Here is a 22,813-nt window from a genome sequence, read left to right as displayed (position 1 = left end):
ATTGGGATTGGCGTTATGACAAGCAAGCACTGGATATGGATCGGTGTCGGGGCACTGGCCATGCTGACCGACGACGCGCAAGCGGCGGTCAGCGGGCAGATCCACGCGCGCCTGACCATTATTGCCGGTTGTGAAGTCACCAACGGTGGCAGCAGCGGCAGCCCGGTCAGCGATTTCGGCACGCTGGATTTCGGTGAACAAGGTCCGACCTGGAACGCCCCGATCAAGGCCACCCTCGGCGAAGACGGCAGCGGCAAGCTGAATGTCGCCTGCAACCCTTCGGTCACCGGCTTCACCGTCACCATCGACGGTGGCGCCCATGGCGACGGCACTACTCGACGCCTGAGCAACGGTAGCCAGACCCTCCCTTATCAGCTGTTCCTCGATGCCTCTGGAAACCAGAGCTACAGCATCGGCCAACAACACAATTTCGCTGTCACCAGCGGCGCCCAGGTACCGATTCCGGTCTTTGGCGCGGTGGTGGCGAATACCCGCGCGGTCCCGGCCGGTGTCTATACCGACACCCTCACCGTGACGCTCGATTGGTAAACCCGTAGAGGACGGACACCATGCACAAGCTCGCTACAAGGATAGGTTTGTCACTGCTCGGCCTGACGCTGGCGTCCAGTGCCCAGGCGGCCACCACGGTCACCGGCCAGATCACTTCCAGTCTGATTCTGATCAGTAGCTGTCAGGTGAACGGCGCCGGCGGTTCCAGCGGGTTGAATTTTGGTGCCTTGAACTTCGGCACCGCCAACAGTCTGTTCACCGAGGCTGACGCGCAAGTGCTCGGCGGCGGTGGCGGGGCGCTGTCGATCCTCTGTTCCAGCGGCACCACGCCGGCGGTCAAGGTCCGCGCGGGCAGCCACGATGGGCAATCGCCCGGAGGCAGTCGCGCTCTGGCCGATGGCAGCGGCAATTTCGTGCCCTATGACCTGTACACCGACGCCGGGCATTCGCAGCTGTTGGCCATCGACGGGGTGATCAATCTGGCGGCCAGCACCGGCGTGGCGCAGACCGTGAACATCTACGGCAAAGCGGTGGGCAAGGCCGGTTTGCCGGCCGGGACCTACAGCGACACCGTCGCCGTCGAACTGACGTTCTAGGACGATGAACCGCCATGGACGTGCGGCGCTGCTGTTGTTGTGTGCGGGCTGCTGTGTGCCGTTGCCATTGGCGGCGGTGACGAGCCAGAGCTTTCAGGTCAGCGCCACCGTGACGGCTGGCTGTCTGGTGGTTGGCGGCGTGTCGAATTACGGCAACCTGAATTTCGGCAGTCAGTCGGCGTTGGCCACGACCACTGTGCAGGTGGCGTTGACCGGGGGCGTGCAGTTGCAATGCACGCCGGGGGTGACGATGAACATGACCGTCGATGGCGGCCAGTACAACAGCAGCGGACGACACATGCAGCTCACCACCGGCAGCAATCGCGTGGCGTATCAGTTGTTTCGCGATGCGGCGTACAGCCAGAGCCTGGGTATCGGTCAAAGTGTGGCCGTGGCCTATGCCGACGCCAACAACATCCGCCTGCCGATTTACGGCCAGGCGCAGTTACCCGGCAATCAGCCCGGGGGGACCTACAGCGACGTGCTGCAAGTGCAGCTCTCGTGGTAATGCGGCGTTTTTTGATCGCGCCTGGCAAGCTTGAGGAGCAGGGAAATGGAGTTACCTTCGCGGCGACATCCGGTCGTGCGTCATGCAGTATTGCTGATGGTGTTGGTGGCGGCGGTCAAGGTGCAGGCGGCCAGTTCGGTACTGATCTGGCCGATCGATCCGGTGCTTGAGGCCGATCAGCAAGCCAGCGCGTTGTGGCTGGAAAACCGCGGCACCGAGACGGCGAATTTGCAGATTCGGGTGTTCGCCTGGAACCAGAGCGGTTTTAGCGACCAGTACCAAAACCAGCGCGACGTGATCGGCAGTCCGCCGGTGGCGAAGATCGAACCTGGCCAGAAACAATTGGTGCGCCTGACCCGCACCCGGGAAATTCCGCCGGGGCAGGAGCTGGCGTATCGCATCATCATCGACGAAATTCCCTCGGCGAAACCGCCCGCTGCCGAAGAGGGCAAGACGGCGGCGGCGATTCGTTTCCAGATGCGTTACTCGGTGCCGCTGTTCGCCTACGGTGCGGGGCTGTGGAGCAAGGAGGACACCAGTCGCAAGCGTGACCCCAAAGGTGCGGGGCTGCCGGATTTGAGCTGGCGCACGGTGGCGGTGGACGGCCACCCCTATGTGGAAGTGCGCAATCGGGGGGCGGTGCATGCGCGGTTGACGGATGTGGCGGTGAAGCAAGGCGGGCAGACCCAACCGTTGGTGGAAGGCTTGCTTGGTTACGTGCTGCCGGGCGCGATCATGCGCTGGCCGGCGCCCGGGCCAATGGCGGGGGATCCGGCGTTGCAGGTTCGAGTGAACGGAGCACCGCAAGTACAAAGCATCACACCTGCGCGCTGATACGTGCGGCGTTCGCGGTGATTGAGGGACAGGAGGGCAGAGTCCATTGATGGACGTAAAGCGGCAATGAGCCGGGGGCGGGCTCGCAGTTTCCAGCGTTCGTTGCGGGCCATGAGCTGTGTGGGTTGCCTGGTGTTCGCTCACTCATCCGGAGCCGGTGATTTACCGCCTCCCCCCAGCGGCATGGAGGCCGTGGCCGATGCGCAGTTGTTTTTGGAATTGGTGGTCAATCAGATGAATACCGGAGACGTTGTCGCGGTGGAGCAGCGCAACGGGCGGTTGTTCCTGCCGGCCAGCGCGTTGCGTGACACCGGTATAAAGCTGCCGGCCAGCGTCGAGGCCGAAGTCGACCTCGACAGCCTGCCAGGCCTGCATCGCGAGTACGACAGCGCTGCCCAGCGCCTGCTGCTCGACGTGCCGCCGAACTGGCTGCCGGAACAGTTTGTAGGCAACCGCGACGCCTACCCGCGAACCCCGGCGCTGAGCAGCTTCGGCGCGTTGCTCAATTACGATGTGTACCTCAACGACACCGATGATGCCGGCACGTATCTCGCGGCGTGGAACGAAGTGCGCTTGTTCGACAGCTGGGGCACGCTGTCCAACACCGGGCAATATCGCCGCACGCTTTCGGGGGAGGCGGTCAGCTCGCTGAACAACGGCTACCTGCGTTACGACACCACCTGGCGCTACTCCGATGACGAGCGACTGCTGACCTACGAGGCGGGGGACCTGGTCAGCGGTGCGTTGCCCTGGAGCAGCTCGGTACGGTTGGGCGGGGTGCAACTGTCCCGGGATTTCGCGGTGCGCCCGGACCTGGTGACTTATCCCTTGCCGCAGTTTGCCGGGGAAGCGGCGGTGCCGTCCTCGGTCGACCTGTTCATTAACGGCTACAAGTCCAGCAGCGCGGACCTGCAACCGGGTCCCTACACGCTGACCAATATTCCGTTCATCAACGGTGCCGGTGAAGCGGTCGTGGTCACCACCGATGCCCTGGGTCGGCAAGTCTCGACCACCGTGCCGTTCTACGTCACCAGCAGTTTGCTGCAAAAGGGCTTGAGTGATTTTTCCGTCGCCGCCGGCACCTTGCGCCGGGACTACGGCCTTCGTGATTTCGGCTATGGACCCGGCGTCACCTCAGGCAGCCTGCGTTACGGCCTGAGTGACAACTTCACCCTGGAAAGTCACGCCGAGGCCTCGGATTCACTCAGCGTCGGCGGCCTCGGTGGCAACCTGCGCGTCGGCAATTTCGGCGTGCTGAACACCGCGCTGAGCCAGAGCCGATTCGACGGTGACAGCGGTCAGCAACTCAGCCTCGGCTATCAATACAGCAGCCAGCGTTACAGCTTTTCCTATCAACGGCTGCAACGCCGCGACCAGTACGCTGATCTGACGGTGGTTGACAGCCCTTACACAACCCTCAGCAAACGCAGCGAACAAGCGACCCTGAGCGTTAACCTCGACACCTGGGGCAGCCTCGGCGCCGGCTATTTCGACGTGCGCGCGGCGGATGATTCGCGCACCCGACTGCTCAACCTGACGTGGAGCAAACCGTTGTGGCGCAACACCAGTTTCTACCTGTCGGCCAACCGCGAGATCGGCGACAGCAACTGGGCGGTGCAGGCGCAACTGGTGATCCCGTTCGATCTGCGCGGCAGCCTGGCGATCAGCAGCGAGCGCAGCAAAACCGGGCAAAGCCAGCAGCGGATCAACTACAGCCGCGCGGTGCCCACCGAAGGCGGCGTCGGTTTCAACCTCGGTTATGCCCACGGCGACGGCCCGGCCTATCGTCAGGCAGACCTGACCTGGCGCCTGCAATCGGTGCAGTTGCAGGCGGGTGTCTACGGCAACAGCGACGCCGAAACCCGTTGGGCGGATGCCAGCGGTTCACTGGTGTGGATGGACCGTCAGGTGTTCGCCGCCAACCGCATCGACGATGCGTTTGTGGTGGTCAGCACCGATGGCTATGCCGACATTCCGGTGCGCTACGAAAACCAGCAGGTCGGCCAGACCGATCGCAACGGCCACCTGTTGGTGCCGTGGAGCAGCGCCTATTACCGCGGTAAATACGAGATCGATCCGCTGAACCTGCCGGCCAACGTGCGCAGCCCGAATGTCGAACAGCGGATTGCCGTGCGCCGTGGCAGCGGTTATTTGCTGGAGTTTCCGCTGAGTCGGGTGATCGCGGCGAGCATCGTGCTGGTGGACGCGCAGCAGCAGGAGTTGCCGTTGGGCAGCGGCGTCGAACACGAGCAAAGCGGCACACAGACCGTGGTCGGTTGGGACGGTCTGGTGTACCTGGAAAACCTTCAGGCGCAGAACACATTGCGGGTGACCTTGGCTGACGGCAAAGCCTGCCAGGTGCAATTCGCGGTCGATATGAAGCAAGACCAGATTCCGCTGATCGGGCCGCTGGTGTGTCGATGAAGACAGTGCAGTGGCTGGTGCTGGTGGCATGGTTATCGCCCGGTTCGGCGTGGGCACTGTGCTCGGTGGTCACGACGACACCGGTGGGGTTTGGGTCGCTGAGTTCGATCGCCGTGCGTACCACCTCGCAGCCCAGTTCAACCTTGAATGCGGGGTTGAGTTGCACCGGCTCATTGCTTTCATTGCTGACCAGCAGTGACCATTTCTACGCGACGATCACCTCGACACAGTCCGGACTGTTGGGCCCCAGCGGGGACGTCATCGGTTACACGTTGTATGCCAACAATTCCACCAGTTACCCGATAACCCGCGGTGTGGCGTTCGATTTCGCCCGCAACGGGATCATCGATGCGCTCGGGTTGCTGGGCAGCGTGGTACCGAAAACCGCGCCAATCTATTTGGGTACCACCATTGGTAGCAACGTGGCGGCGGGCATCTATACCGAAACCCTGAGCATTGCCTGGAACTGGAATTATTGCGCCGGCATCGGCGTCGGCAATATCTGCCTGGGGCGCGATATCAGCAGTGGCAACACCACGCTGACCGTCAACCTGACCGTGGCCAACGATTGCACGATCACTGCGCCGAACATCAGTTTCGGCAGCGCGCCGGTGATCAGCGCCTTTGCCCCGGTCACCGGCCTGACCATCAACCTGGCCTGCACCAAAGGCAGCGCCTATACCGTGGGCCTGAGCGATGGCCAGCAGGCGCTGAGTGTCGGCGGGCGACGGCGGATGATTTCCGGCAGCAACTACCTGGCCTACGACATTTTCAAAAGCGCTGGCACCACCCGCTGGGGCAGTGTCGGCAGTGCGCGTCGGGCCAGTTCCGATGCCGAGGTCAATCCCGGCAACGGCCTGGGTACCGGCAGCCAGATCTTCAACTACAACGCGAAAATCTACACTGACCAGGCTACCCCACCGGCAGGGACGTATCTGGACAGCGTGGTTCTCGATGTGGGGTTCTGAACCATTGTCCCGCTGACAAAGAACCTGTGGGGCCTGTGGGAGAACCTGTGGGAGCGACGGTGCGACGATTCGAACTGCTCGCTCCCACAGGGGGTAAAGGGGATGGACGGGTCAGAATTGCACGGTCTGCCTGAGCATCTGCGCCGCCGGCGTATCGCTCGGGCTGACCATCGCGTAGTTGTATCCACTTCCCGACCAATACTCAGCCTGTAACTCGCCGTCACTGCGACTACCCCTGGGCAGTAGGAAGTTCTTCGGTCCCGGCGGGCGCACGTAGAAGCTGATTTTATGCCCGCTCAAATCCTCATAAACCACCATTGCCGCCGGCCCTTGCTCGGTGCTGAGCAAGCGTCCGCTGACCGGCTTGAACCCGGCATCTGAAAGGTCAGGCAAGCGATGGGCCTGAGTGAAATAGCGGTCGAGCCAGCGCTGCATATCGCCATCGTCGCTGACCTTGTAGTCGGCCGGGAGCATGCCCTGCTGGGCAAACAGCCGATACGCCTGCATCGCGTCTGCCATCGGCGCCGCGGTACTGAGCAGGGTCATTTCCCGCGCCTGCCAGCCACTGAATCCACCGATGCTCACGGCGATCAGCAGCACGGCGGCGCTGGCCAGGTGACGGCGCGATTGGTGTTTGCGGCGCTGCCGAATCAGCGCCGGGTCGAGTGCCGGGTTGGCCGGTTGTTGCAAGGCACCGCTGAGGGCGGCGCGCAGTTGTTGGGCGTCCTGTTGCCAGGCGCGTACCTGGGCGGACAACGACGGGTTGCCGGCCAGAAAATTCTCCACCAGACGTCGGTCGTCGTCGTTGAGCTGGTGGTCCACGTAAGCGTGCAGGTCACGCTCGCTCGGGGGCATGCTGATCATTTGAGTCTCCGCAGGGAAGGGCGGGTGATTTCGCCGTCGCTGAGTTGGCGCAAGGCCTGGCGGGCGCGGGACAGCCGCGACATGACGGTGCCCGTAGGGACATCGAGAATCTCGGCGACTTCCTTGTAGCTCAAGCCCTCGACCGATACCCAGAGCAGCAAGGCACGCTGCTCGGTGCTGAGCTGGTCGAAGGCTTGCAGGGTCGATTGCGCGATCACGGTGCGCTCCACCGACGGCTGGGCGTCGTCGCGTCCGGTAAAGAATTCGAGCATCCGCGCGTAACGTCGGGAGCGCCGGTGAGCGTCGAGAAATTGCCGATAAAGAATCGCAAACAGCCAGGCACGCAAGTCGCCTTCCGGGCGTTTGTCGCTCCAACTCGACAGCGCCCGCTCAAGGCACCCCTGCACCAGATCGTCGGCGCTGCTCGGATTGCGCGTCAATGACACGGCAAACCGGCGCAATCTGGGAATGATTTCTCTCAGTTGTTCGTCGATATCGTTCATGAAGTTCTGACTAGTCACTACGCTGTGGACTAGGAAGACGCCCGGAACCCGAGGTTATTCCAAGCCTGAAAAATTAAATACCGTGCGATGGAATAAACCGGCGTGCGGTTCGTCTGCTTGATCCTTCTCACTTGTGGCCGCTGGCCCTGGAGTCTTTCATGGTAGATCGCCCATCACCGCCCACCCGGCCGCCCTTGAGTGCCGCGAGCCTGACATTGCGCCTGGCCGGCATCGCCGTGGTGGTCGCCGCCGTGGCCGGGGCCTTTGCCTACGTCAATGGCACCCTCGACCCACAGCGTCTGACCCCGAAAAAACTGATCAACGTGCTGGAAACCAACAACGGCGTGCACCCGGGGTTTCGCCGTAATCACTCCAAAGGTGTGTGCGTAATCGGGCATTTCGAAAGCAGTGGCGAAGCGCGCAGCTATTCCAGCGCCCAGGTATTCAACGAGGCGCGGACCCCGGTGGTCGGGCGTTTCGCCTTGCCGGCCGGTAATCCTTATGCGCCGGACAGCGCAGTGCCGATCCGCAGCCTGGCGCTGCGTTTCACCCAGGCTAACGGCCAGCAGTGGCGCACCGGGATGAACAGCATGCCGGTGTTTCCGGTGGGCACGCCGGAAGCGTTCTATCAATTGCAACAAGCCCAGTCGCCAGACCCGGCCACCGGCAAACCGAACCCGGCTGCCGTGCCGGCGTTCTTCGGTGCGCACCCGGAAGCCGGGCCGTTCCTGGCCTGGATCAAGACCGCCAAGCCGTCCGCCAGTTACGTGACCGAAACCTACAACAGCGTCAATGCGTTTTACCTGGTCAACGCCGCCGGGCAAAAGCAGGCGGTGCGCTGGAGCATGGCGCCGGTGGCGCAGGATGCGGCGGGCGCGACGGCGCCAGAGGGAGCGGATTTCCTCGAGAAAGATCTGGTTCAGCGCATCGCCGCGGGACCGTTGCGTTGGCAGCTGAACCTCACGCTGGCCAATCCCGGTGACCCGGTCAATGACGCCAGCAAGGCGTGGCCAGAGGGTCGCAAAGTGGTTAACGCCGGCACGCTGGTGCTCGAAAGCACCCAGCCGCAGCTCAACGGCGAATGCCGCGACATCAACTACGATCCTCTGGTCCTGCCGGCCGGTATCGAAGGCTCCGAGGACCCGTTGCTCGCGGCTCGTTCCGCCGGGTACGCCAGCTCCTACCTGCGCCGCACCAGTGAAGTCAACCAATTGCCAGCCGCTAAACAGGAGGCTCAACAATGAGCACTCAACCGAACCACTTTGCACCGCTGGCGCGACTGCTGCACTGGCTGATGGCGTTGATGATCATTGCCATGCTGTTTATCGGCGCGGGAATGGTCGCCTCCGTGTCGGAGCGTCACGAGTGGCTCATCCACCTGCATAAACCGCTGGGCATCGCCATTCTGCTGCTGGTGATCGTGCGCCTTGCCGTGCGCCTCTCGACCCGACAGCCGCCATTGCCAGCGGACTTGCCTGGTTGGCAAGTGCTGGCAGCCAAGGGCTCGCATTACTTGCTGTATGCGCTGATGTTCATCCTGCCACTGCTCGGCTGGGCGATGATTTCTGCCGCGGGCGACCCGGTGATGCTCAGCACTTCCTTGCAGCTGCCGTCGATCCTGCCGGCAAATGCGCAGGTATTTGCGTTCTTGCGCAAGGCGCATGGCTATCTGGCATATCTGCTGTTCCTGACTGTGCTGCTGCATCTGGCGGCAGCGTTGTTTCACGGTTGGGTACGGCGTGATGATGTGCTGGATAGCATGTTGCGAGGCAGGGATCGCGGTTAATCGCTAGCCGCAGTGTCAACCGCTGATCTGTTGGTGGCCAGCGTCGTCCACCAATAGACCAGCGCCACGGCGTTGATCCCCGCGCCCAACAGGCAGACGCCGGGCCACCCGGCCCAGGCGTACATCGCCGTTGAACCCATCGAACCCAGTGCGCTGCCAATCGAATAGAACAGCATGTAACCGGCGGTGAGGCGACTTTGGGCTTCGGGGCGCACGCTGTAGATCATGCTCTGGCTGGTGACGTGCACCGCCTGCAAACCCAGATCGAGGGTGATCACCCCCAGCAACAAGGCCCATAACGAGGATTGTGTCAGGGCGATTGGCGCCCAGGAGGCCAGCATCAACAGCAGTGACAAGCCGCTGGTCCATTGACCGAGGCCGCGATCGGCCAGATGCCCGGCGCGCGCAGCAGCCAGCGCACCGGCGGCGCCGGCCAGTCCGAATAATCCGATTTGCGTGTGGGACAACGACAGCGGCGGCGCGCTCAGCGGCAATACCATGGGCGTCCACAACACCATGGCGCTGGCGAAGGTCAGCAGGGCGAGCATTGCCCGTTGACGCAGCACCGGCTCCTCCTTGAACAGCGTAAACACTGAGCCGAGTAGCGCTGCGTAGGCACTGGCGGGTTGCGCGTCTTCGTGTTTGGGCAGTACGCGAAACAGCAGCAACGCCATCACCACGGTCAGCCCCCCTGATAACAGGTAAATCGAGCGCCAACCCGCCAGATCGGCCATGCCACCCGCCACCGTACGGGCCAGCAGAATACCGACGACGATGCCACTGGTGACCACGCCGACCACACGGCCGCGTTGCGCCGGGATGGCCAATGTCGCGGCGTAAGCCACCAACACCTGCGTCACGACTGCCAGCAATCCGGTCAGCGTCATGCCGATCAATAACCAGGTGCTGCTCGGGGCTAACGCAATGATCAATAGAGCCAACGCCGACAGCAGCGTCTGCGTGACGATCAGGCGTCGGCGATTCAGCAGATCGCCGAGCGGCACCAGCAACAACAGGCCGACGCCGTAACCGACTTGCGTGAGGGTAACGACAATCCCGATGGTGGCCGGGTCCATGGCAAATGCATCGGCCATGGCGTCAAGCAGAGGCTGTGCGTAATACACATTGCCGACGGCCAGGCCGCAGGCGACGGCGAACAGCAGCACGACGCCGGTGCCAAGGGAAGTTTGAGTGGGCTGCATACCAGGCTCCTAAAGTGGTTTTGAAATGAAACCAGTTGTAAGGTAGGTAGTCCGGTTTTATATTGCAACCACATTTGTTTCGAGGGCACGCTCATGGCCAAACGTACAAGCCTGCAAAGCGCCGAATGCCCGGTTGCCCGTTCACTGGATGCCATTGGCGATTGGTGGTCGTTGTTGATCGTGCGTGACGCGTTCGATGGCATTCGCCGATTTGGCGAGTTTCAACGCAATCTGGGGATGGCGAAAAACATTCTCTCGGCGCGCCTTCGCACACTGGTGACCCACGGGATTTTCGATCTGGTGCCAGCGTCGGATGGCAGTGCGTATCAGGAATACGTGCTGACGGAGAAAGGCAAAGGGCTGTTTCCGTTGATCATCGGCTTGCGCCAGTGGGGCGAGGCGTTTTTCTACGAGGAAGGGGAGGCGCACTCGCGAGTGGTCGACCGCGAGCAGGGTCAGCCTGTACGCACACTGGAATTGCGCGCCGAGGACGGGCGCCTGTTGGGGCCCGAGGATTGTGTGCGAGTGGCGGCTGAATGAAACGGGGCTGCAGGCCAGGCATGCAGCCCCTTGAGGGTTAACGCAAGGTATCGACCATGTCCGCCACGGTGGTCAGCACATCCTTCCCCAACTGCTTGGAGCGCTTGCCCGACCAGCCCGTCAACGGATTCGGTGCGTCGTTGTTGTCCTTGAACGGCATTTCCAGGGTCAACGACAGGCAGTCGAATTTCTCGCCGACGCTGTTGCAGGCCAGCGTCATGTTGGCTTTGCCTGGCTCGTCGCGGGTGTAGCCGTGTTTGGTCTGGAAGTCTTTCGTCAGATGCTGCAGATGGCTGCGGAAACGCTCTTCGAGTTTTTCCAGACGCGGGGTATAGCCCGGATTGCCTTCGCAACCGGCGGTGAACACGTAGGGGATTTCTTCGTCACCATGGACGTCGAGGAACAGGTCGACGCCGTATTTTTCCATCTGTTGTTGTACGAAGAAGACTTCCGGACTGATCTCCTGGCTGGCGCTCTGCCAGGCGCGGTTGAGGTCCTGACCCATGGCGTTGGTGCGCAGGTGGCCGTGGAACGCGCCATCCGGGTTCATGTTTGGCACCAGGTACAGGTCGGCGTTGGCCAATAATTCGTTCAAGACTGGGTCGTCGTGCTTTTCCAGGCGTTCGATCACACCTTCCATGAACCACTCGGCCATGTGTTCGCCGGGGTGTTGCTGGGCAATCATCCACACCTTGCGCCGGCCTTCGGCACCCGAACCTTTGCGCAGCAGCTGAATGTCACGACCTTCAACACTCTTGCCGGTGGCCAGCAGTTCGGTGCCAGCCTTGGTCAGTGCCTGCTCGATCAACCAGTCATGACGGCCACGGCTATAGGGTTCAAAGTAGGCAAACCACGCGTGGGTGGCGGTGGCTTCGAGGCTGAAGCGCAGGCAGTCGCCTTCAAAGATGGTCGGCACCCGAAACCAGTTGACGTGATCGTAGGACGCCACCGCCTGATAACCATCCCAGGCCCTGTTGTACGAGGACTTGCTGGCATTGTTCAGGCGAAACCAGTGCTCCTGACCGACGTGCAGACCGCTGGCCTTGAAGTGAAACCATTGGAAATGCTGACTGCGGGTATCTGGTTTGATGGCCAACAGCGCTTGCAACGGGTTGCTGATATCCAGCACTTCGATGTTGCCGCTGTCGAAGTTTGCACTGATGCTGAAGGAGGATTTAGCCACGGTCATAGTCGATTCCTGAATATGATTTTTATGGCTGTAACTTTACACGCTGGGGGAGGAAAAAACGGGGAAATTGCGGGGGGCGTCTTCCTTGACGCCGAGGCAGCTTAGAGACTGTGCGATTGATTCTCAAGTGCTATTTTTCTTTAGTTTTACCCAATGTTGCCGGGCTTCTCTTGCCAGCCCATATTATTTTGCTATCATCCGCGCCATCGAATTTGCAGCACCCAAAGACTTCATTAGCCTGAAGGTTAAGCCAGAATAACTGGCAAAAAAAAGACCCGGCAAAAAGCCGGGTCAAAAACCGTGATTAGCCTGATGAGGAGAAAGTCCAGGAGACCGACCTGAGGTCACTTGGACAATCGACTGATCTCGCGACCAGCTGAATGCAATAATAATCATTCTCGTTTGCAAGTCAAACGATTTCATCTGTGCGATTGTAAAAATCTTTCTTGCACCCTCCGAAACCCGCTCGCCTTATCCGTGATGGATCCCGTCCAGGGATCGGTCCAGCAACGCCTTGGCCATATCGATCATATGCACCGTCGAGAACGCCAGATCCCGATGAACACCCTGCAAATGGTTCGCCGACTCGTAGGCCGTGGCGGCGGCGCAGCGCAACAGGTCTGAAGCGCGCACCAACGCCTCCTCGCTGCTGACATTGCGGTTCACGTCGAAGAAACGCTCTTCTTCCAGCTCTTCGGACGCAGCTGGTTTCAAGTAATAGTCCAGCGCGCGTTGCGCCGCGGCCGAGCCTTTTGGCGAGGTGAGGGAGGTGTCGATTTGCACGTCGGGCAGTTCGTTGCTGGGGATGTTCATGGCAATGGCAAGCTCCGTGATAGATTCAGATCCGTGAATCAATCCTAGTACGATCTGTATTTGTGACGAGAATTTAAATACTACAATTTGTGTTTTGATGGCCGGAGGCGCCCACGTATCGTGCCGCACATGGATAAATGGATTGAATTGGTCAAGGCCAAGATGAGTGAACTGAACGTCACTCAAGAGATACTCGCCGACCGCCTCGGGATGTCCCAGGGCGGCATCGGGCATTGGTTGAACAAACGTCGCCAGCCTGGCATCGATGACATGAACCGGGTGCTCCATGCACTGGGCATGAGCTTTCTCGAGGTGGCGCTGGTCATCCGTGAGCCGGACTCGGCGAGGGAAGAAAGCGAGGACCTGGTGCGCAAGTACAACCCGTACTTCCGTTACCCAGTCAGCAACTGGCGGGAATCCTGCGAGGTGCGCGACGGCGAGCCGGCGAAATATGACAAGGCGGCCTTCGAATTGACCGATTACCACGCCCAGGGCGCGGCTTTCTGGTTGCGAGTGGTGGGTGACGCAATGACAGCGCCGAGCGGCGTCAGCATCGCCGAGGGCATGATGATCCTGGTGGACCCGGCCATCGTGCCGGAACCCGGAAAGCTGGTGATCGCCCGCTGGCCGGACAGCCCCGAGGCGACGTTTCGCAAGCTGATCGAAGAGGGCGGTCAGCGTTACCTGGTCCCGCTCAATCCGACTTATCCGAAAGCCCTGTTCACCGACGCTTGCCGAATCATCGGCGTGGTCGTTCAGGCAACGGCCAGGTTCTGATCAGATCGGTCCTCGCAATGCGTAGGACCGATCTTCATTTCACGCTTCTTCCAGTTCGACCAACGCACTGCCTTCGCTGACCATCTCGCCTTCCTGGCAATACAGCGCCTTGATCACTCCAGCGTGTGGCGCACGAATGCTGTGCTCCATTTTCATCGCTTCCAGCACCACCAGTTGTGCGCCGGCCTCGACCGTCTGCCCGGCCTCCACCAGTACTCGCACGATGCTGCCGTTCATCGGCGCGGTGAGCCCGCCTTGATGGCTGTGACTGGCTTCGACCGCGCTGATCGGGTCGTAGGCCTCGATGCGCCGCAACTCACCTTCCCATTGCAGATACACAACGCCGTCGCGACGGATCGTTCGATGCTGGCGGCGCACGCCATCCTGTTCGGTGGACAGATACTCGCCCTTGAGCTGAGCTGAACCGGCCTTCAGGGTCAATGCCCGGTCCTGGCCTTCGCAGCTCAGATGCAGCGTGATCTCTTTCGGCAGTCCGGCACGGAAGCCGTTGCCGTTAGCCCAAGGCGAACTCAGGTCATCGATGCGGGTCGTGTCTGGCTGGCTCCGCGCAAATGCCTGCGCCGCGGCTTGCCAGAATTCATCGCTGAGTTCAGATGGCGTGGGCAGCAGTTGATCCTGATAACGTGGAATGAACCCGGTATCCAGTTCTGCCGCCGCAAACGCGGGATGGCCGATGATGCGGCGCAGGAAGTTGATGTTGGTCTTGAGCCCGCCGATCGCGAATTCGTCGAGCATGCTCAGCAAACGCAGACGCGCCTGTTCACGGTCCTCGCCCCAGGCAATCAGCTTGCCCAGCATCGGGTCATAGAACGGCGAAATCTCGTCGCCTTCTTCAACGCCGCTGTCGACCCGCCGTCCCGGCCCTTCGGCAGATTCGCGGTACAACTCCAGACGCCCGGTGGCCGGCAGGAAATCATTGCCCGGGTCTTCGGCATACAACCGCACTTCAATGGCATGCCCGATCAACGGCACCTGATCCTGGGTCATCGGCAGGGCTTCACCGCGAGCCACGCGAATCTGCCAGGCCACCAGGTCGAGACCGGTGATGGCTTCGGTGACCGGGTGTTCGACTTGCAAGCGCGTGTTCATCTCCATGAAGAAGAACTCGCCGCGGGCGTCCAGCAAAAATTCCACGGTGCCGGCGCCGACGTAACCGATAGCCTGCGCCGAACGCACGGCGGCTTCGCCCATCGCGCGACGCAGTTCCGGGCTCAGGCCTGGCGCAGGCGCTTCCTCGACGACTTTCTGGTGCCGGCGCTGGATGGAGCAATCGCGCTCGTTGAGGTAAAGGCAGTTGCCGTGCCGGTCGGCAAAAATCTGGATTTCCACGTGCCGCGGTTTCAGCAAATATTTCTCGACCAGCATCCGCGAATCGCCGAACGAGGACTGTGCTTCACGCTGGGCCGAGGCCAGGGCTTCGGCCAGTTGGCTGACCTCCTCGACCACTTTCATGCCTTTGCCGCCACCGCCCGCGGTCGCCTTGAGCAACACCGGATAGCCGATGCGTTCGCAAGCGTCGCGGAAGGTGTCGAGGTCTTGAGCTTCGCCGTGATAACCCGGCACCAAGGGCACGCCAGCGGTTTCCATCAAGGCTTTGGCCGCGGACTTGCTGCCCATGGCGTCGATGGCCGAGGCGGGCGGGCCGAGGAAAATCAGGCCGGCGGCTTCGATCGCACGGGCGAATCCGGCGTTCTCCGACAGGAAGCCATAACCGGGATGAATGGCCTGGGCGCCGCTGGCCTTGGCGGCGGCGATCAGCTTGTCGATTTGCAGGTAACTGTCGGCGGCTTTGCTACCGCCGAGATCGACACGAATATCCGCTTCGCGGCTGTGCCGGGCTTCACGGTCGGTGGCGCTGTGCACGGCCACGGTGGTCAGGCCCAGTGCCTTGGCGGTGCGCATCACCCGGCAAGCGATTTCGCCACGGTTGGCCACCAGCAGGGAAGTAATGACAGGTGCGCTCATCAACGCGGCTCCTTGGGGGTGATTTCGGCCTGCCAGCTCGGCGGACGTTTTTGCAGAAAGGCGCGCAGGCCTTCCTGGCCTTCGGGGCTGACGCGGATTCGCGCGATGGCATTTTCGGTGTAGCGGCGCAGCGCCGGGGTCAGCGCACCGTTGCCGACTTCACGCAGCAAGTCCTTGCTAACGCGCATGGCGGCAGGGCTGTTGAGCAGCAGGTTGTCGATCCACTGTTCGACTTTCTGGTCCAGCTCCGCTGCCGGGTAGCTCTCCGACAACAGGCCGATTTCCCGCGCCCGCTGCCCACCGAAGCGCTCGGCGGTCAGGGCATAGCGACGTGCGGCGCGTTCGCCGATGGCTTGAACCACGAACGGGCTGATGACCGCCGGTGCCAGGCCGATGCGCACTTCCGACAGGCAGAACTGCGCGTCATCAGCACCGATGGCCATGTCACAGCAACTGATCAGGCCCAGCGCGCCGCCGAACGCCGCGCCTTGCACCACGGCCAGCGTCGGTACTTTGAGCTTGGCGAGGTTGTACATCAATTCCGCCAGTTCCCGGGCGTCGTCGAGGTTGGTGCCGTAATCAAGTTCGGCCGATTGCTGCATCCAGGCCAGGTCGGCACCGGCGCTGAAGTGTTTGCCGCGGCCGCGTACCAGCAGGAAACGCAGGCTGGCATCGGTCGAGACCTTGTCCAGCGCGAGGACCAGTTCTCGGATCATCTCGGCGTTGAAGGCGTTGTTCTTTTCTTCCCGGCTGAGCCACAGCGTGGCGAAACCACGCGGGTCGATCTGCAGCTCGAGGGTGTTGAAGTCGCTCATATTCTTCCGTCTCCACAACTCTTTCCTGTAGGAGCGAGCTTGCTCGCGATGGTCTTGAACTCGCCGCGGGGTGTCAGGTGTGCAGCGTTATCGTTGAGAATCATCGCGAGCAAGCTCGCTCCTACAGGGGGCAGGATCACATCCGGAACACGCCGAAGCGGCTCGGTTCGATTGGCGCATTCAGCGATGCGGACAAGGCCAGGGCCAGCACGTCGCGGGTCTGCGCCGGGTCGATGACGCCGTCGTCCCACAGCCGTGCACTGGAGTAGTAGGGGTGACCCTGTTCCTCGTACTGATCGAGGATCGGTTGCTTGATCTCGGCTTCCTGCTCGGCGCTGAACGCCTGGCCACTGCGCTCGGCCTGCTCGCGCTTGACCTGCACCAATACGCCTGCGGCCTGTTCGGCACCCATCACGCCGATGCGTGCATTCGGCCACATCCACAGGAATCGTGGATCATAGGCCCGACCGCACATGCCGTAGTTACCGGCGCCGAAACTGCCACCGATGATCACCGTGAATTTCGGCACCTTGGCGCACGCCACAGCGGTGACCAGTTTCGCCCCGTGCTTGGCGATACCGCCAGCCTCGTACTTCTGGCCGACCATGAACCCGGTGATGTTCTGCAGGAACAGCAACGGAATGCCGCGCTGGCAGGCCAGTTCGATGAAGTGCGCACCTTTCTGGGCCGCTTCGGCGAAGAGGATGCCGTTGTTGGCGAGGATCGCGATCGGGTAACCGTGCAGGTAGGCAAAGCCGCACACCAGCGTCGTTCCGAACAGTGCCTTGAATTCATCGAACACCGAACCGTCCACCAGCCGCGCGATCACTTCCCGCACGTCGAACGGTTGCTTGGCGTCCGCCGGCACCACGCCGTACAGCTCGTCGCTGCTATAGAGCGGGGCGATCGGCGTGCGTTGCTGGACTTCACCGAGCTTGCGCCAGTTGAGGTTGGCGATGCTGCGTCGGGCGATGGCCAGGGCATGTTCATCGCTTTCGGCGTAATGGTCGGCGACACCGGAAATCTTGCAGTGCACATCGGCACCACCGAGGTCTTCGGCACTGACCACTTCACCGGTCGCCGCTTTCACCAGCGGAGGGCCGGCGAGGAAAATGGTCGCCTGTTCGCGCACCATGATCGCTTCGTCCGCCATCGCCGGCACGTACGCACCGCCGGCGGTGCACGAGCCCATGACCACGGCAATCTGCGGAATGCCCATGGCGCTCATGTTCGCCTGGTTGAAGAAGATCCGCCCGAAATGCTCCCGGTCCGGGAACACTTCATCCTGACGCGGCAGGTTGGCGCCACCCGAGTCCACCAGATAGATGCACGGCAGGCGGTTCTGCTGGGCGATAGTCTGGGCGCGCAGGTGTTTTTTTACGGTCAGCGGGTAATACGAGCCGCCTTTCACCGTGGCATCGTTGGCCACGATCATGCACTCGACGCCTTCCACGCGGCCGATCCCGGCGATCACGCCAGCGGCCGGCACGTCTTCGCCGTATACCTCGTAAGCGGCGAGTTGACTGATTTCGAGAAACGGCGAGCCCGGATCCAGCAGGCGATTGATCCGCTCACGGGGCAGCAACTTGCCTCGCGACGTGTGGCGCTCTTGCGCCTTCGGGCCGCCACCTTGCTGCACTTGTGCGAGCAGGGTGTGCAGGGCGTCGACCTGTTTGAGCATCGCCGCACTGTTGGTCGCGAACTCCGCCGAACGGGGGTTGAGCTGGGTATGCAGGATAGCCATGGACAGCTCCGTCTTAGCGGGTTTCGTTGAACAGTTCGCGACCGATCAGCATGCGACGGATCTCGCTGGTGCCGGCGCCGATTTCGTACAGCTTGGCGTCACGCAACAGGCGACCGGCCGGGAATTCGTTGATGTAGCCGTTGCCGCCGAGGATCTGGATCGCGTCGAGGGCCATTTGCGTGGCGCGTTCAGCGCTGTAGAGAATGACGCCGGCGGCGTCCTTGCGCGTGGTTTCGCCGCGTTCGCAGGCTTGCGCCACGGCGTACAGGTAGGCGCGGCTGGCGTTGAGCTGGGTGTACATGTCGGCGACCTTGCCCTGGATCAGCTGAAATTCGCCGATGCTCTGGCCGAACTGCTTGCGGTCATGGATGTACGGCACGATCAGGTCCATGCAGGCCTGCATGATCCCGGTCGGGCCACCCGACAGCACGACGCGTTCATAGTCGAGGCCGCTCATCAGCACTTTCACGCCGCCATTGAGCACGCCGAGGATGTTTTCTTCCGGCACTTCGACGTCATCGAAGAACAGTTCGCAGGTATTTGAACCGCGCATGCCGAGCTTGTCGAACTTGTTGCTGCGGCTGAACCCTTTCCAGTCGCGTTCGACGATGAACGCGGTGATGCCGTGAGGGCCTTTTTCCAGGTCGGTCTTGGCGTAGATCACGTAGGTGCTGGCGTCGGGGCCGTTGGTGATCCAGGTTTTGCTGCCGTTGAGGACGTAGCGGTCGCCACGTTTGTCAGCGCGCAGTTTCATCGACACCACGTCGGAGCCGGCATTCGGCTCGCTCATGGCCAGTGCGCCGACGTGCTCGCCGCTGATCAGCTTCGGCAGGTATTTGCTTTTCTGTTCGTGGTTGCCGTTGCGGTTGATCTGGTTGACGCAGAGGTTGGAGTGCGCGCCGTAGGACAACGCTACCGAGGCTGAACCCCGGCTGATTTCTTCCATGGCCACCACGTGCGCCAGGTAACCCAGGCCGGCACCGCCATATTCTTCCGGCACGGTCACGCCGAGCAGGCCCATGTCGCCGAATTTGCGCCACAGATCGGCGGGGAACAGGTTGTCGATGTCGATCTGAGCGGCGCGCGGGGCGATCTCTTTGGCGACGAAGGACTGAACCTGATCGCGCAGCATGTCGATGGTTTCACCGAGGGCAAAGTTCAGGGATGGGTAGCTCATGGGTCACCTTTTGGCTTTTTTGTAGGGCGGGGAGGCCAGCGATCCAGCTCTCACCTTTACGTTAACGTAAGCCTGTGACGAATGGCTGTCAATGGCCCTTTACGTTAACGTCAACTTGAGCGACAGTAGCGCCAGTTCAAGATAGAAAAGCGGACCCGTTCTGTAGGAATGATCTTGTTAGCGAAAGCGTCTGTCTGTCGATGCAGGCGTCGTCCGAAACACCAGATTCGCGAGCAAGCCCCTTTCTGCAGGTGAGCGTCGGCAACCCATTAATAAAGACAATAGGGGTCGTCATGGATCAACCCAGTGCAAGCCCGCAGCGCAGCTACACCCGTGGTTCTCAGGACAAAGCCTTGCTGGCGATGACCATTGGCGAGGCGTTCGATCACACCGTCGCGCAGTACCCGTCAGGGGAGGCGCTGGTGGTGCGCCACCAGCAGCGGCGTTACACCTGGCAGCAACTGTCCGATGCGGTGGACCTGCATGCCCGGGCATTGCTGGCGCTGGGCTTGCAGACCGGTGACCGGCTGGGCATCTGGGCACCGAATTGCGCGCAGTGGTGCATCAGCCAGTTCGCCAGCGCGAAGATCGGCGTCATCCTGGTGAATATCAACCCGGCATATCGCAGCTCTGAACTCGAGTACGTATTGAAGCAGTCAGGCTGCCAGTGGCTGGTTTGTGCAGGTTCTTTCAAGACCTCTGATTATCACGGCATGCTCCAGGGCCTGGTGCCTGAGCTGGCCGAACAATCCATCGGACAATTGCACAGCGAACGCCTGCCGGACTTGCGCGGCGTGATCAGCCTCGATGCACAGCCGCCGTCGGGTTTCCTGCCCTGGTCGCAATTGACCGATCTCGCCGCGGGCGCCTCCATCGAACAATTGCGCGAACGTCAGGACAGCCTGCACTTCGACCAGCCGGTGAACATCCAGTACACCTCCGGCACCACCGGTTTTCCAAAGGGCGCGACCCTCAGCCACTACAACATTCTCAATAACGGTTACATGGTTGGCGAAAGCCTTGGCTTGACCGCCGATGATCGGCTGGTGATTCCGGTGCCGCTGTATCACTGCTTCGGCATGGTCATGGGCAACCTCGGCTGCATCACCCACGGCAGCACCATGATTTACCCCAACGATGCCTTCGATCCGTTGTTGACCCTGACCACCGTTGCCGAAGAGAAAGCCACCGGGCTCTATGGCGTACCGACGATGTTCATCGCCATGCTCGACCAACCCCGGCGTGGCGAATTCGACCTGTCGACGTTACGAACCGGGATCATGGCCGGCGCGACGTGTCCGATCGAAGTGATGCGCCGGGTCATCAGCGAAATGCACATGAGCGAAGTGCAGATTGCCTACGGCATGACGGAAACAAGTCCGGTGTCGTTGCAGACCGGTCCGTCAGACGAACTCGAATTGCGTGTCACCACCGTCGGCCGTACACAGCCGCAACTGGAAAGCAAAATCATCGACGAGGCCGGCAACCTGGTGCCACGCGGCACGATCGGTGAACTCTGCACTCGCGGCTACAGCGTGATGCTCGGGTACTGGAACAACCCTGACGGCACCGCCGAAGCGATCGATGAGGCGGGATGGATGCACACCGGTGACCTGGCGAGCATGAATGACGAAGGCTACGTCTGCATTGCCGGACGCAACAAAGACATGATCATTCGCGGCGGTGAGAATATTTACCCGCGGGAACTGGAAGAATTCTTCTTTACCCATCCAGCGGTGGCGGACGTGCAAGTGATCGGCATTCCGTGTTCGCGTTATGGCGAAGAGATCGTTGCCTGGATCAAGTTTCACCCGGGCCACAGCGCCACCGAACAGGAACTGCAAACCTGGTGCAAGGAACGCATCGCGCACTTCAAGACGCCGCGTCACTTCAAGTTCGTCGAGGAGTTCCCGATGACCGTGACCGGCAAGATCCAGAAGTTTCGGATGCGCGAGATCAGTGTCGAGGAGTTGCGCAGCAAACAGAGCTGATCAAATCCCCTATAGGAGCGAGCTTGCTCGCGAAGAGCGTCAACGATAACGCGTGCAGTCTGGATAAACGCGGAGGGTTGGCGTTCTTCGCGAGCGAGCTCGCTCCTACACAGGGCGGGATGAAAACCTGAATCGCAGACAGCACAAAGGGGAGCCGAAGCTCCCCTTTAATTTTCGTTGCGCGTGCTCTTTTTTTATTATTGAGGGGCGGTCTGTTTTTGTTTTTAGTAACCGTGACCCTTTACCGCTGTTTTTGTCGATCCCCATCCGGGATCAAGAGCAAACGTATTTTTTTGAGCGCTGATCTGCTTTTTCGCCGAGCGATCCAACCAGTTCGGGAGCTACCTGAAGGTAGTTTTATTGTTCTCTGCCCGGTTGCGGGTTACTTCGAAAAGCACCCTGAAAAGCACACCTTCTCCAAAAAAATCTGTTAGCTGCGTCTCTGCCGTGTTGTTCTTGTTATGTCAGAGTCGTTTCGTCTTATTTTTATTGGTTTGCTGCTTTTTATTCTTGTTATGCCATAGAGATAGCAGAAGCCGTGCCAACTTTTAAAAATCCTTATAATTCAATTAGTTGAGTTTTTGTGGGATTTTTCGGTCAGGCGAAAACCGACTATTTGTTTCCGTGTTACTCGCCGGCGCCCCACATTTCAGACCCGGCGGTAACACCCGGACATACTCAGCGTGCCATGCTTGCCTTGGCCACCCGCGAAGCAGTCGGGCGGCCGAGCACGGCACTGATCTGCTGCCCGGCGAGAATCAAGGCGTCCAGGTCAATACCGGTGTCGATACCCAGGCCATTCAACAGATACACCACGTCTTCGGTCGCGACGTTACCGCTGGCGCCTTTGGCGTAGGGGCAGCCGCCGAGGCCGGCGATGGAGCTGTCGAACACCGCGATGCCTTCCAGCAGGCTGGCGTAGATGTTGGCCATGGCCTGGCCGTAGGTATCGTGGAAGTGGCCGGCCAGCTTCTCTCGCGGGACATCCGCGGACACCACATCGAACATCGTGCGTGTCGCGCCCGCCGTGCCGGTGCCGATGGTGTCACCCAAGGAAATTTCGTAGCAGCCCATCGCGTAGAGCTCGCGGGCCACCCGGGCGACCTGTTCCGGAGCGATGTGACCTTCGTACGGGCAACCCAGCACGCAGGACACGTAACCGCGGACGCTGATGCCGTGTTGTTTTGCGGCTTCCATGATCGGCGCGAAACGCTCCAGGCTTTCGCTGATCGAGCAATTGATGTTGCGCTGGGAGAACGCTTCGGACGCCGCGGCGAACACCGCGACTTCCTTGACCCCGGCGGCGACCGCATCTTCAAACCCACGCAGGTTGGGGGCGAGGGCCGCGTAGATCACGCCCGGTTTGCGCTGGATCTGTGCGAAGACCTCGGCGGACCCGGCCATTTGCGGCACCCATTTGGGCGAGACGAAACTGCCGACTTCTATATAGCCGAGGCCGGCTGCGGTCAGCGCGTCGACCAGTTGCACCTTGTCGGCCACGCTGATCGGTTGGGCTTCGTTTTGCAAACCGTCGCGTGGGCCAACTTCGACCAGGCGTACGTGGGTGGGGAGAGACATGGGAATTG

The 22,813-nt window shown here is 61.2% G+C and carries 21 protein-coding genes; 11 read left to right on the top strand and 10 right to left on the bottom strand.

Annotated features, from left to right (window positions below; all coding sequences use genetic code 11):
• The first annotated feature begins 15 nt into the window (after positions 1-15).
• The 6 genes from NTD84_RS10930 (at position 16) to NTD84_RS10905 (ending at position 5,840) form a co-directional block, all read left to right on the top strand.
• A complete protein-coding gene (locus NTD84_RS10930) occupies positions 16-549 on the top strand; it encodes a spore coat U domain-containing protein (protein ID WP_262165127.1) in 534 nt (177 codons plus the stop codon).
• A 20-nt stretch (positions 550-569) separates the two neighbouring features.
• Positions 570-1,106, top strand: a complete 537-nt coding sequence (locus NTD84_RS10925; RefSeq protein ID WP_262165126.1) for a spore coat U domain-containing protein — start codon at positions 570-572, stop codon at positions 1,104-1,106.
• Positions 1,107-1,110: 4 nt separating this feature from the next.
• A complete protein-coding gene (locus NTD84_RS10920) occupies positions 1,111-1,614 on the top strand; it encodes a spore coat U domain-containing protein (RefSeq protein WP_262165125.1) in 504 nt (167 codons plus the stop codon).
• Positions 1,615-1,659: 45 nt separating this feature from the next.
• Complete coding sequence (locus NTD84_RS10915) at positions 1,660-2,448, top strand: molecular chaperone (protein ID WP_262165124.1); 789 nt, start codon at positions 1,660-1,662, stop codon at positions 2,446-2,448.
• 66 nt (positions 2,449-2,514) lie between these two features.
• Entirely contained in the window at positions 2,515-4,872 is a 2,358-nt protein-coding gene (locus NTD84_RS10910; protein ID WP_262165123.1) for a fimbria/pilus outer membrane usher protein, read from the top strand.
• Positions 4,869-5,840, top strand: coding sequence for a spore coat protein U domain-containing protein (locus tag NTD84_RS10905; protein ID WP_262165122.1), 972 nt, complete (start codon positions 4,869-4,871; stop codon positions 5,838-5,840). The genes NTD84_RS10910 and NTD84_RS10905 overlap by 4 nt, the downstream gene beginning before the upstream one ends.
• Positions 5,841-5,951: 111 nt before the next feature.
• On the opposite strand, the gene NTD84_RS10900 is transcribed toward NTD84_RS10905, so the two are convergent.
• The gene (locus NTD84_RS10900; RefSeq protein ID WP_262165121.1) at positions 5,952-6,704 is read right to left on the bottom strand and encodes an anti-sigma factor family protein; all 753 of its coding nucleotides are present in this window, start codon (positions 6,702-6,704) and stop codon (positions 5,952-5,954) included.
• Positions 6,701-7,207, bottom strand: coding sequence for an RNA polymerase sigma factor (locus NTD84_RS10895; protein WP_262165120.1), 507 nt, complete (start codon positions 7,205-7,207; stop codon positions 6,701-6,703). The genes NTD84_RS10900 and NTD84_RS10895 overlap by 4 nt, the downstream gene beginning before the upstream one ends.
• A gap of 158 nt (positions 7,208-7,365) precedes the next feature.
• On the opposite strand from NTD84_RS10895, the gene NTD84_RS10890 reads away from it, so the two are divergent.
• Together NTD84_RS10890 and NTD84_RS10885 are read left to right on the top strand one after the other, a co-directional pair.
• Positions 7,366-8,451: a catalase family peroxidase gene (locus NTD84_RS10890; RefSeq protein WP_262165119.1), complete on the top strand. Its 1,086-nt coding sequence runs from the start codon at positions 7,366-7,368 to the stop codon at positions 8,449-8,451.
• On the top strand, positions 8,448-8,993 hold the full coding sequence (locus tag NTD84_RS10885) for a cytochrome b (protein ID WP_262165118.1): 546 nt from the start codon (positions 8,448-8,450) through the stop codon (positions 8,991-8,993). Before NTD84_RS10890 ends, NTD84_RS10885 begins: the two co-directional genes overlap by 4 nt.
• Here the strand turns inward: NTD84_RS10885 and NTD84_RS10880 are convergent.
• Positions 8,990-10,195: an MFS transporter gene (locus tag NTD84_RS10880; RefSeq protein WP_262165117.1), complete on the bottom strand. Its 1,206-nt coding sequence runs from the start codon at positions 10,193-10,195 to the stop codon at positions 8,990-8,992. The two genes, NTD84_RS10885 and NTD84_RS10880, sit on opposite strands and share 4 nt — an antisense overlap.
• Before the next feature lie 93 nt (positions 10,196-10,288).
• Here NTD84_RS10880 and NTD84_RS10875 point away from each other — a divergent pair, with 93 nt between their 5' ends.
• The gene (locus NTD84_RS10875; protein WP_262165116.1) at positions 10,289-10,735 is read left to right on the top strand and encodes a winged helix-turn-helix transcriptional regulator; all 447 of its coding nucleotides are present in this window, start codon (positions 10,289-10,291) and stop codon (positions 10,733-10,735) included.
• 37 nt (positions 10,736-10,772) lie between these two features.
• On the opposite strand, the gene NTD84_RS10870 is transcribed toward NTD84_RS10875, so the two are convergent.
• A complete protein-coding gene (locus tag NTD84_RS10870; protein ID WP_262165115.1) occupies positions 10,773-11,924 on the bottom strand; it encodes a M14-type cytosolic carboxypeptidase in 1,152 nt (383 codons plus the stop codon).
• A 471-nt stretch (positions 11,925-12,395) separates the two neighbouring features.
• Positions 12,396-12,737, bottom strand: coding sequence for a DUF3077 domain-containing protein (locus NTD84_RS10865; protein ID WP_262165114.1), 342 nt, complete (start codon positions 12,735-12,737; stop codon positions 12,396-12,398).
• A gap of 129 nt (positions 12,738-12,866) precedes the next feature.
• Between NTD84_RS10865 and NTD84_RS10860 the strand changes: the two genes are divergently transcribed.
• The gene (locus NTD84_RS10860) at positions 12,867-13,514 is read left to right on the top strand and encodes a LexA family protein (RefSeq protein ID WP_262165113.1); all 648 of its coding nucleotides are present in this window, start codon (positions 12,867-12,869) and stop codon (positions 13,512-13,514) included.
• 39 nt (positions 13,515-13,553) lie between these two features.
• Here the strand turns inward: NTD84_RS10860 and NTD84_RS10855 are convergent, their stop codons facing one another.
• The 4 genes from NTD84_RS10855 to NTD84_RS10840 all read right to left on the bottom strand — a co-directional run bounded on the left by NTD84_RS10855 (position 13,554) and on the right by NTD84_RS10840 (position 19,236).
• Positions 13,554-15,500 (bottom strand): acetyl/propionyl/methylcrotonyl-CoA carboxylase subunit alpha, encoded by a 1,947-nt coding sequence (locus tag NTD84_RS10855; protein WP_262165112.1) that lies wholly within the window; start codon positions 15,498-15,500, stop codon positions 13,554-13,556.
• A complete protein-coding gene (locus NTD84_RS10850; protein ID WP_262165111.1) occupies positions 15,500-16,315 on the bottom strand; it encodes a gamma-carboxygeranoyl-CoA hydratase in 816 nt (271 codons plus the stop codon). The genes NTD84_RS10855 and NTD84_RS10850 overlap by 1 nt, the downstream gene beginning before the upstream one ends.
• Positions 16,316-16,451: 136 nt before the next feature.
• The gene (locus NTD84_RS10845; RefSeq protein ID WP_262165110.1) at positions 16,452-18,059 is read right to left on the bottom strand and encodes a carboxyl transferase domain-containing protein; all 1,608 of its coding nucleotides are present in this window, start codon (positions 18,057-18,059) and stop codon (positions 16,452-16,454) included.
• Between the two features lie 13 nt (positions 18,060-18,072).
• Complete coding sequence (locus tag NTD84_RS10840) at positions 18,073-19,236, bottom strand: isovaleryl-CoA dehydrogenase (RefSeq protein ID WP_150712620.1); 1,164 nt, start codon at positions 19,234-19,236, stop codon at positions 18,073-18,075.
• 293 nt (positions 19,237-19,529) lie between these two features.
• Here NTD84_RS10840 and NTD84_RS10835 point away from each other — a divergent pair, with 293 nt between their 5' ends.
• Positions 19,530-21,227 (top strand): AMP-binding protein, encoded by a 1,698-nt coding sequence (locus NTD84_RS10835; RefSeq protein WP_262165109.1) that lies wholly within the window; start codon positions 19,530-19,532, stop codon positions 21,225-21,227.
• A gap of 678 nt (positions 21,228-21,905) precedes the next feature.
• Here the strand turns inward: NTD84_RS10835 and NTD84_RS10830 are convergent.
• Complete coding sequence (locus NTD84_RS10830) at positions 21,906-22,805, bottom strand: hydroxymethylglutaryl-CoA lyase (RefSeq protein WP_262165108.1); 900 nt, start codon at positions 22,803-22,805, stop codon at positions 21,906-21,908.
• Positions 22,806-22,813: the final 8 nt, after the last annotated feature.

This window comes from Pseudomonas sp. 14P_8.1_Bac3 (genome assembly GCF_025466085.1).
Lineage (GTDB): Bacteria > Pseudomonadota > Gammaproteobacteria > Pseudomonadales > Pseudomonadaceae > Aquipseudomonas.
The sequence above is the reverse complement of the archived record's forward strand: the minus strand, read 5'-3'. Positions and strand labels throughout refer to the sequence as shown.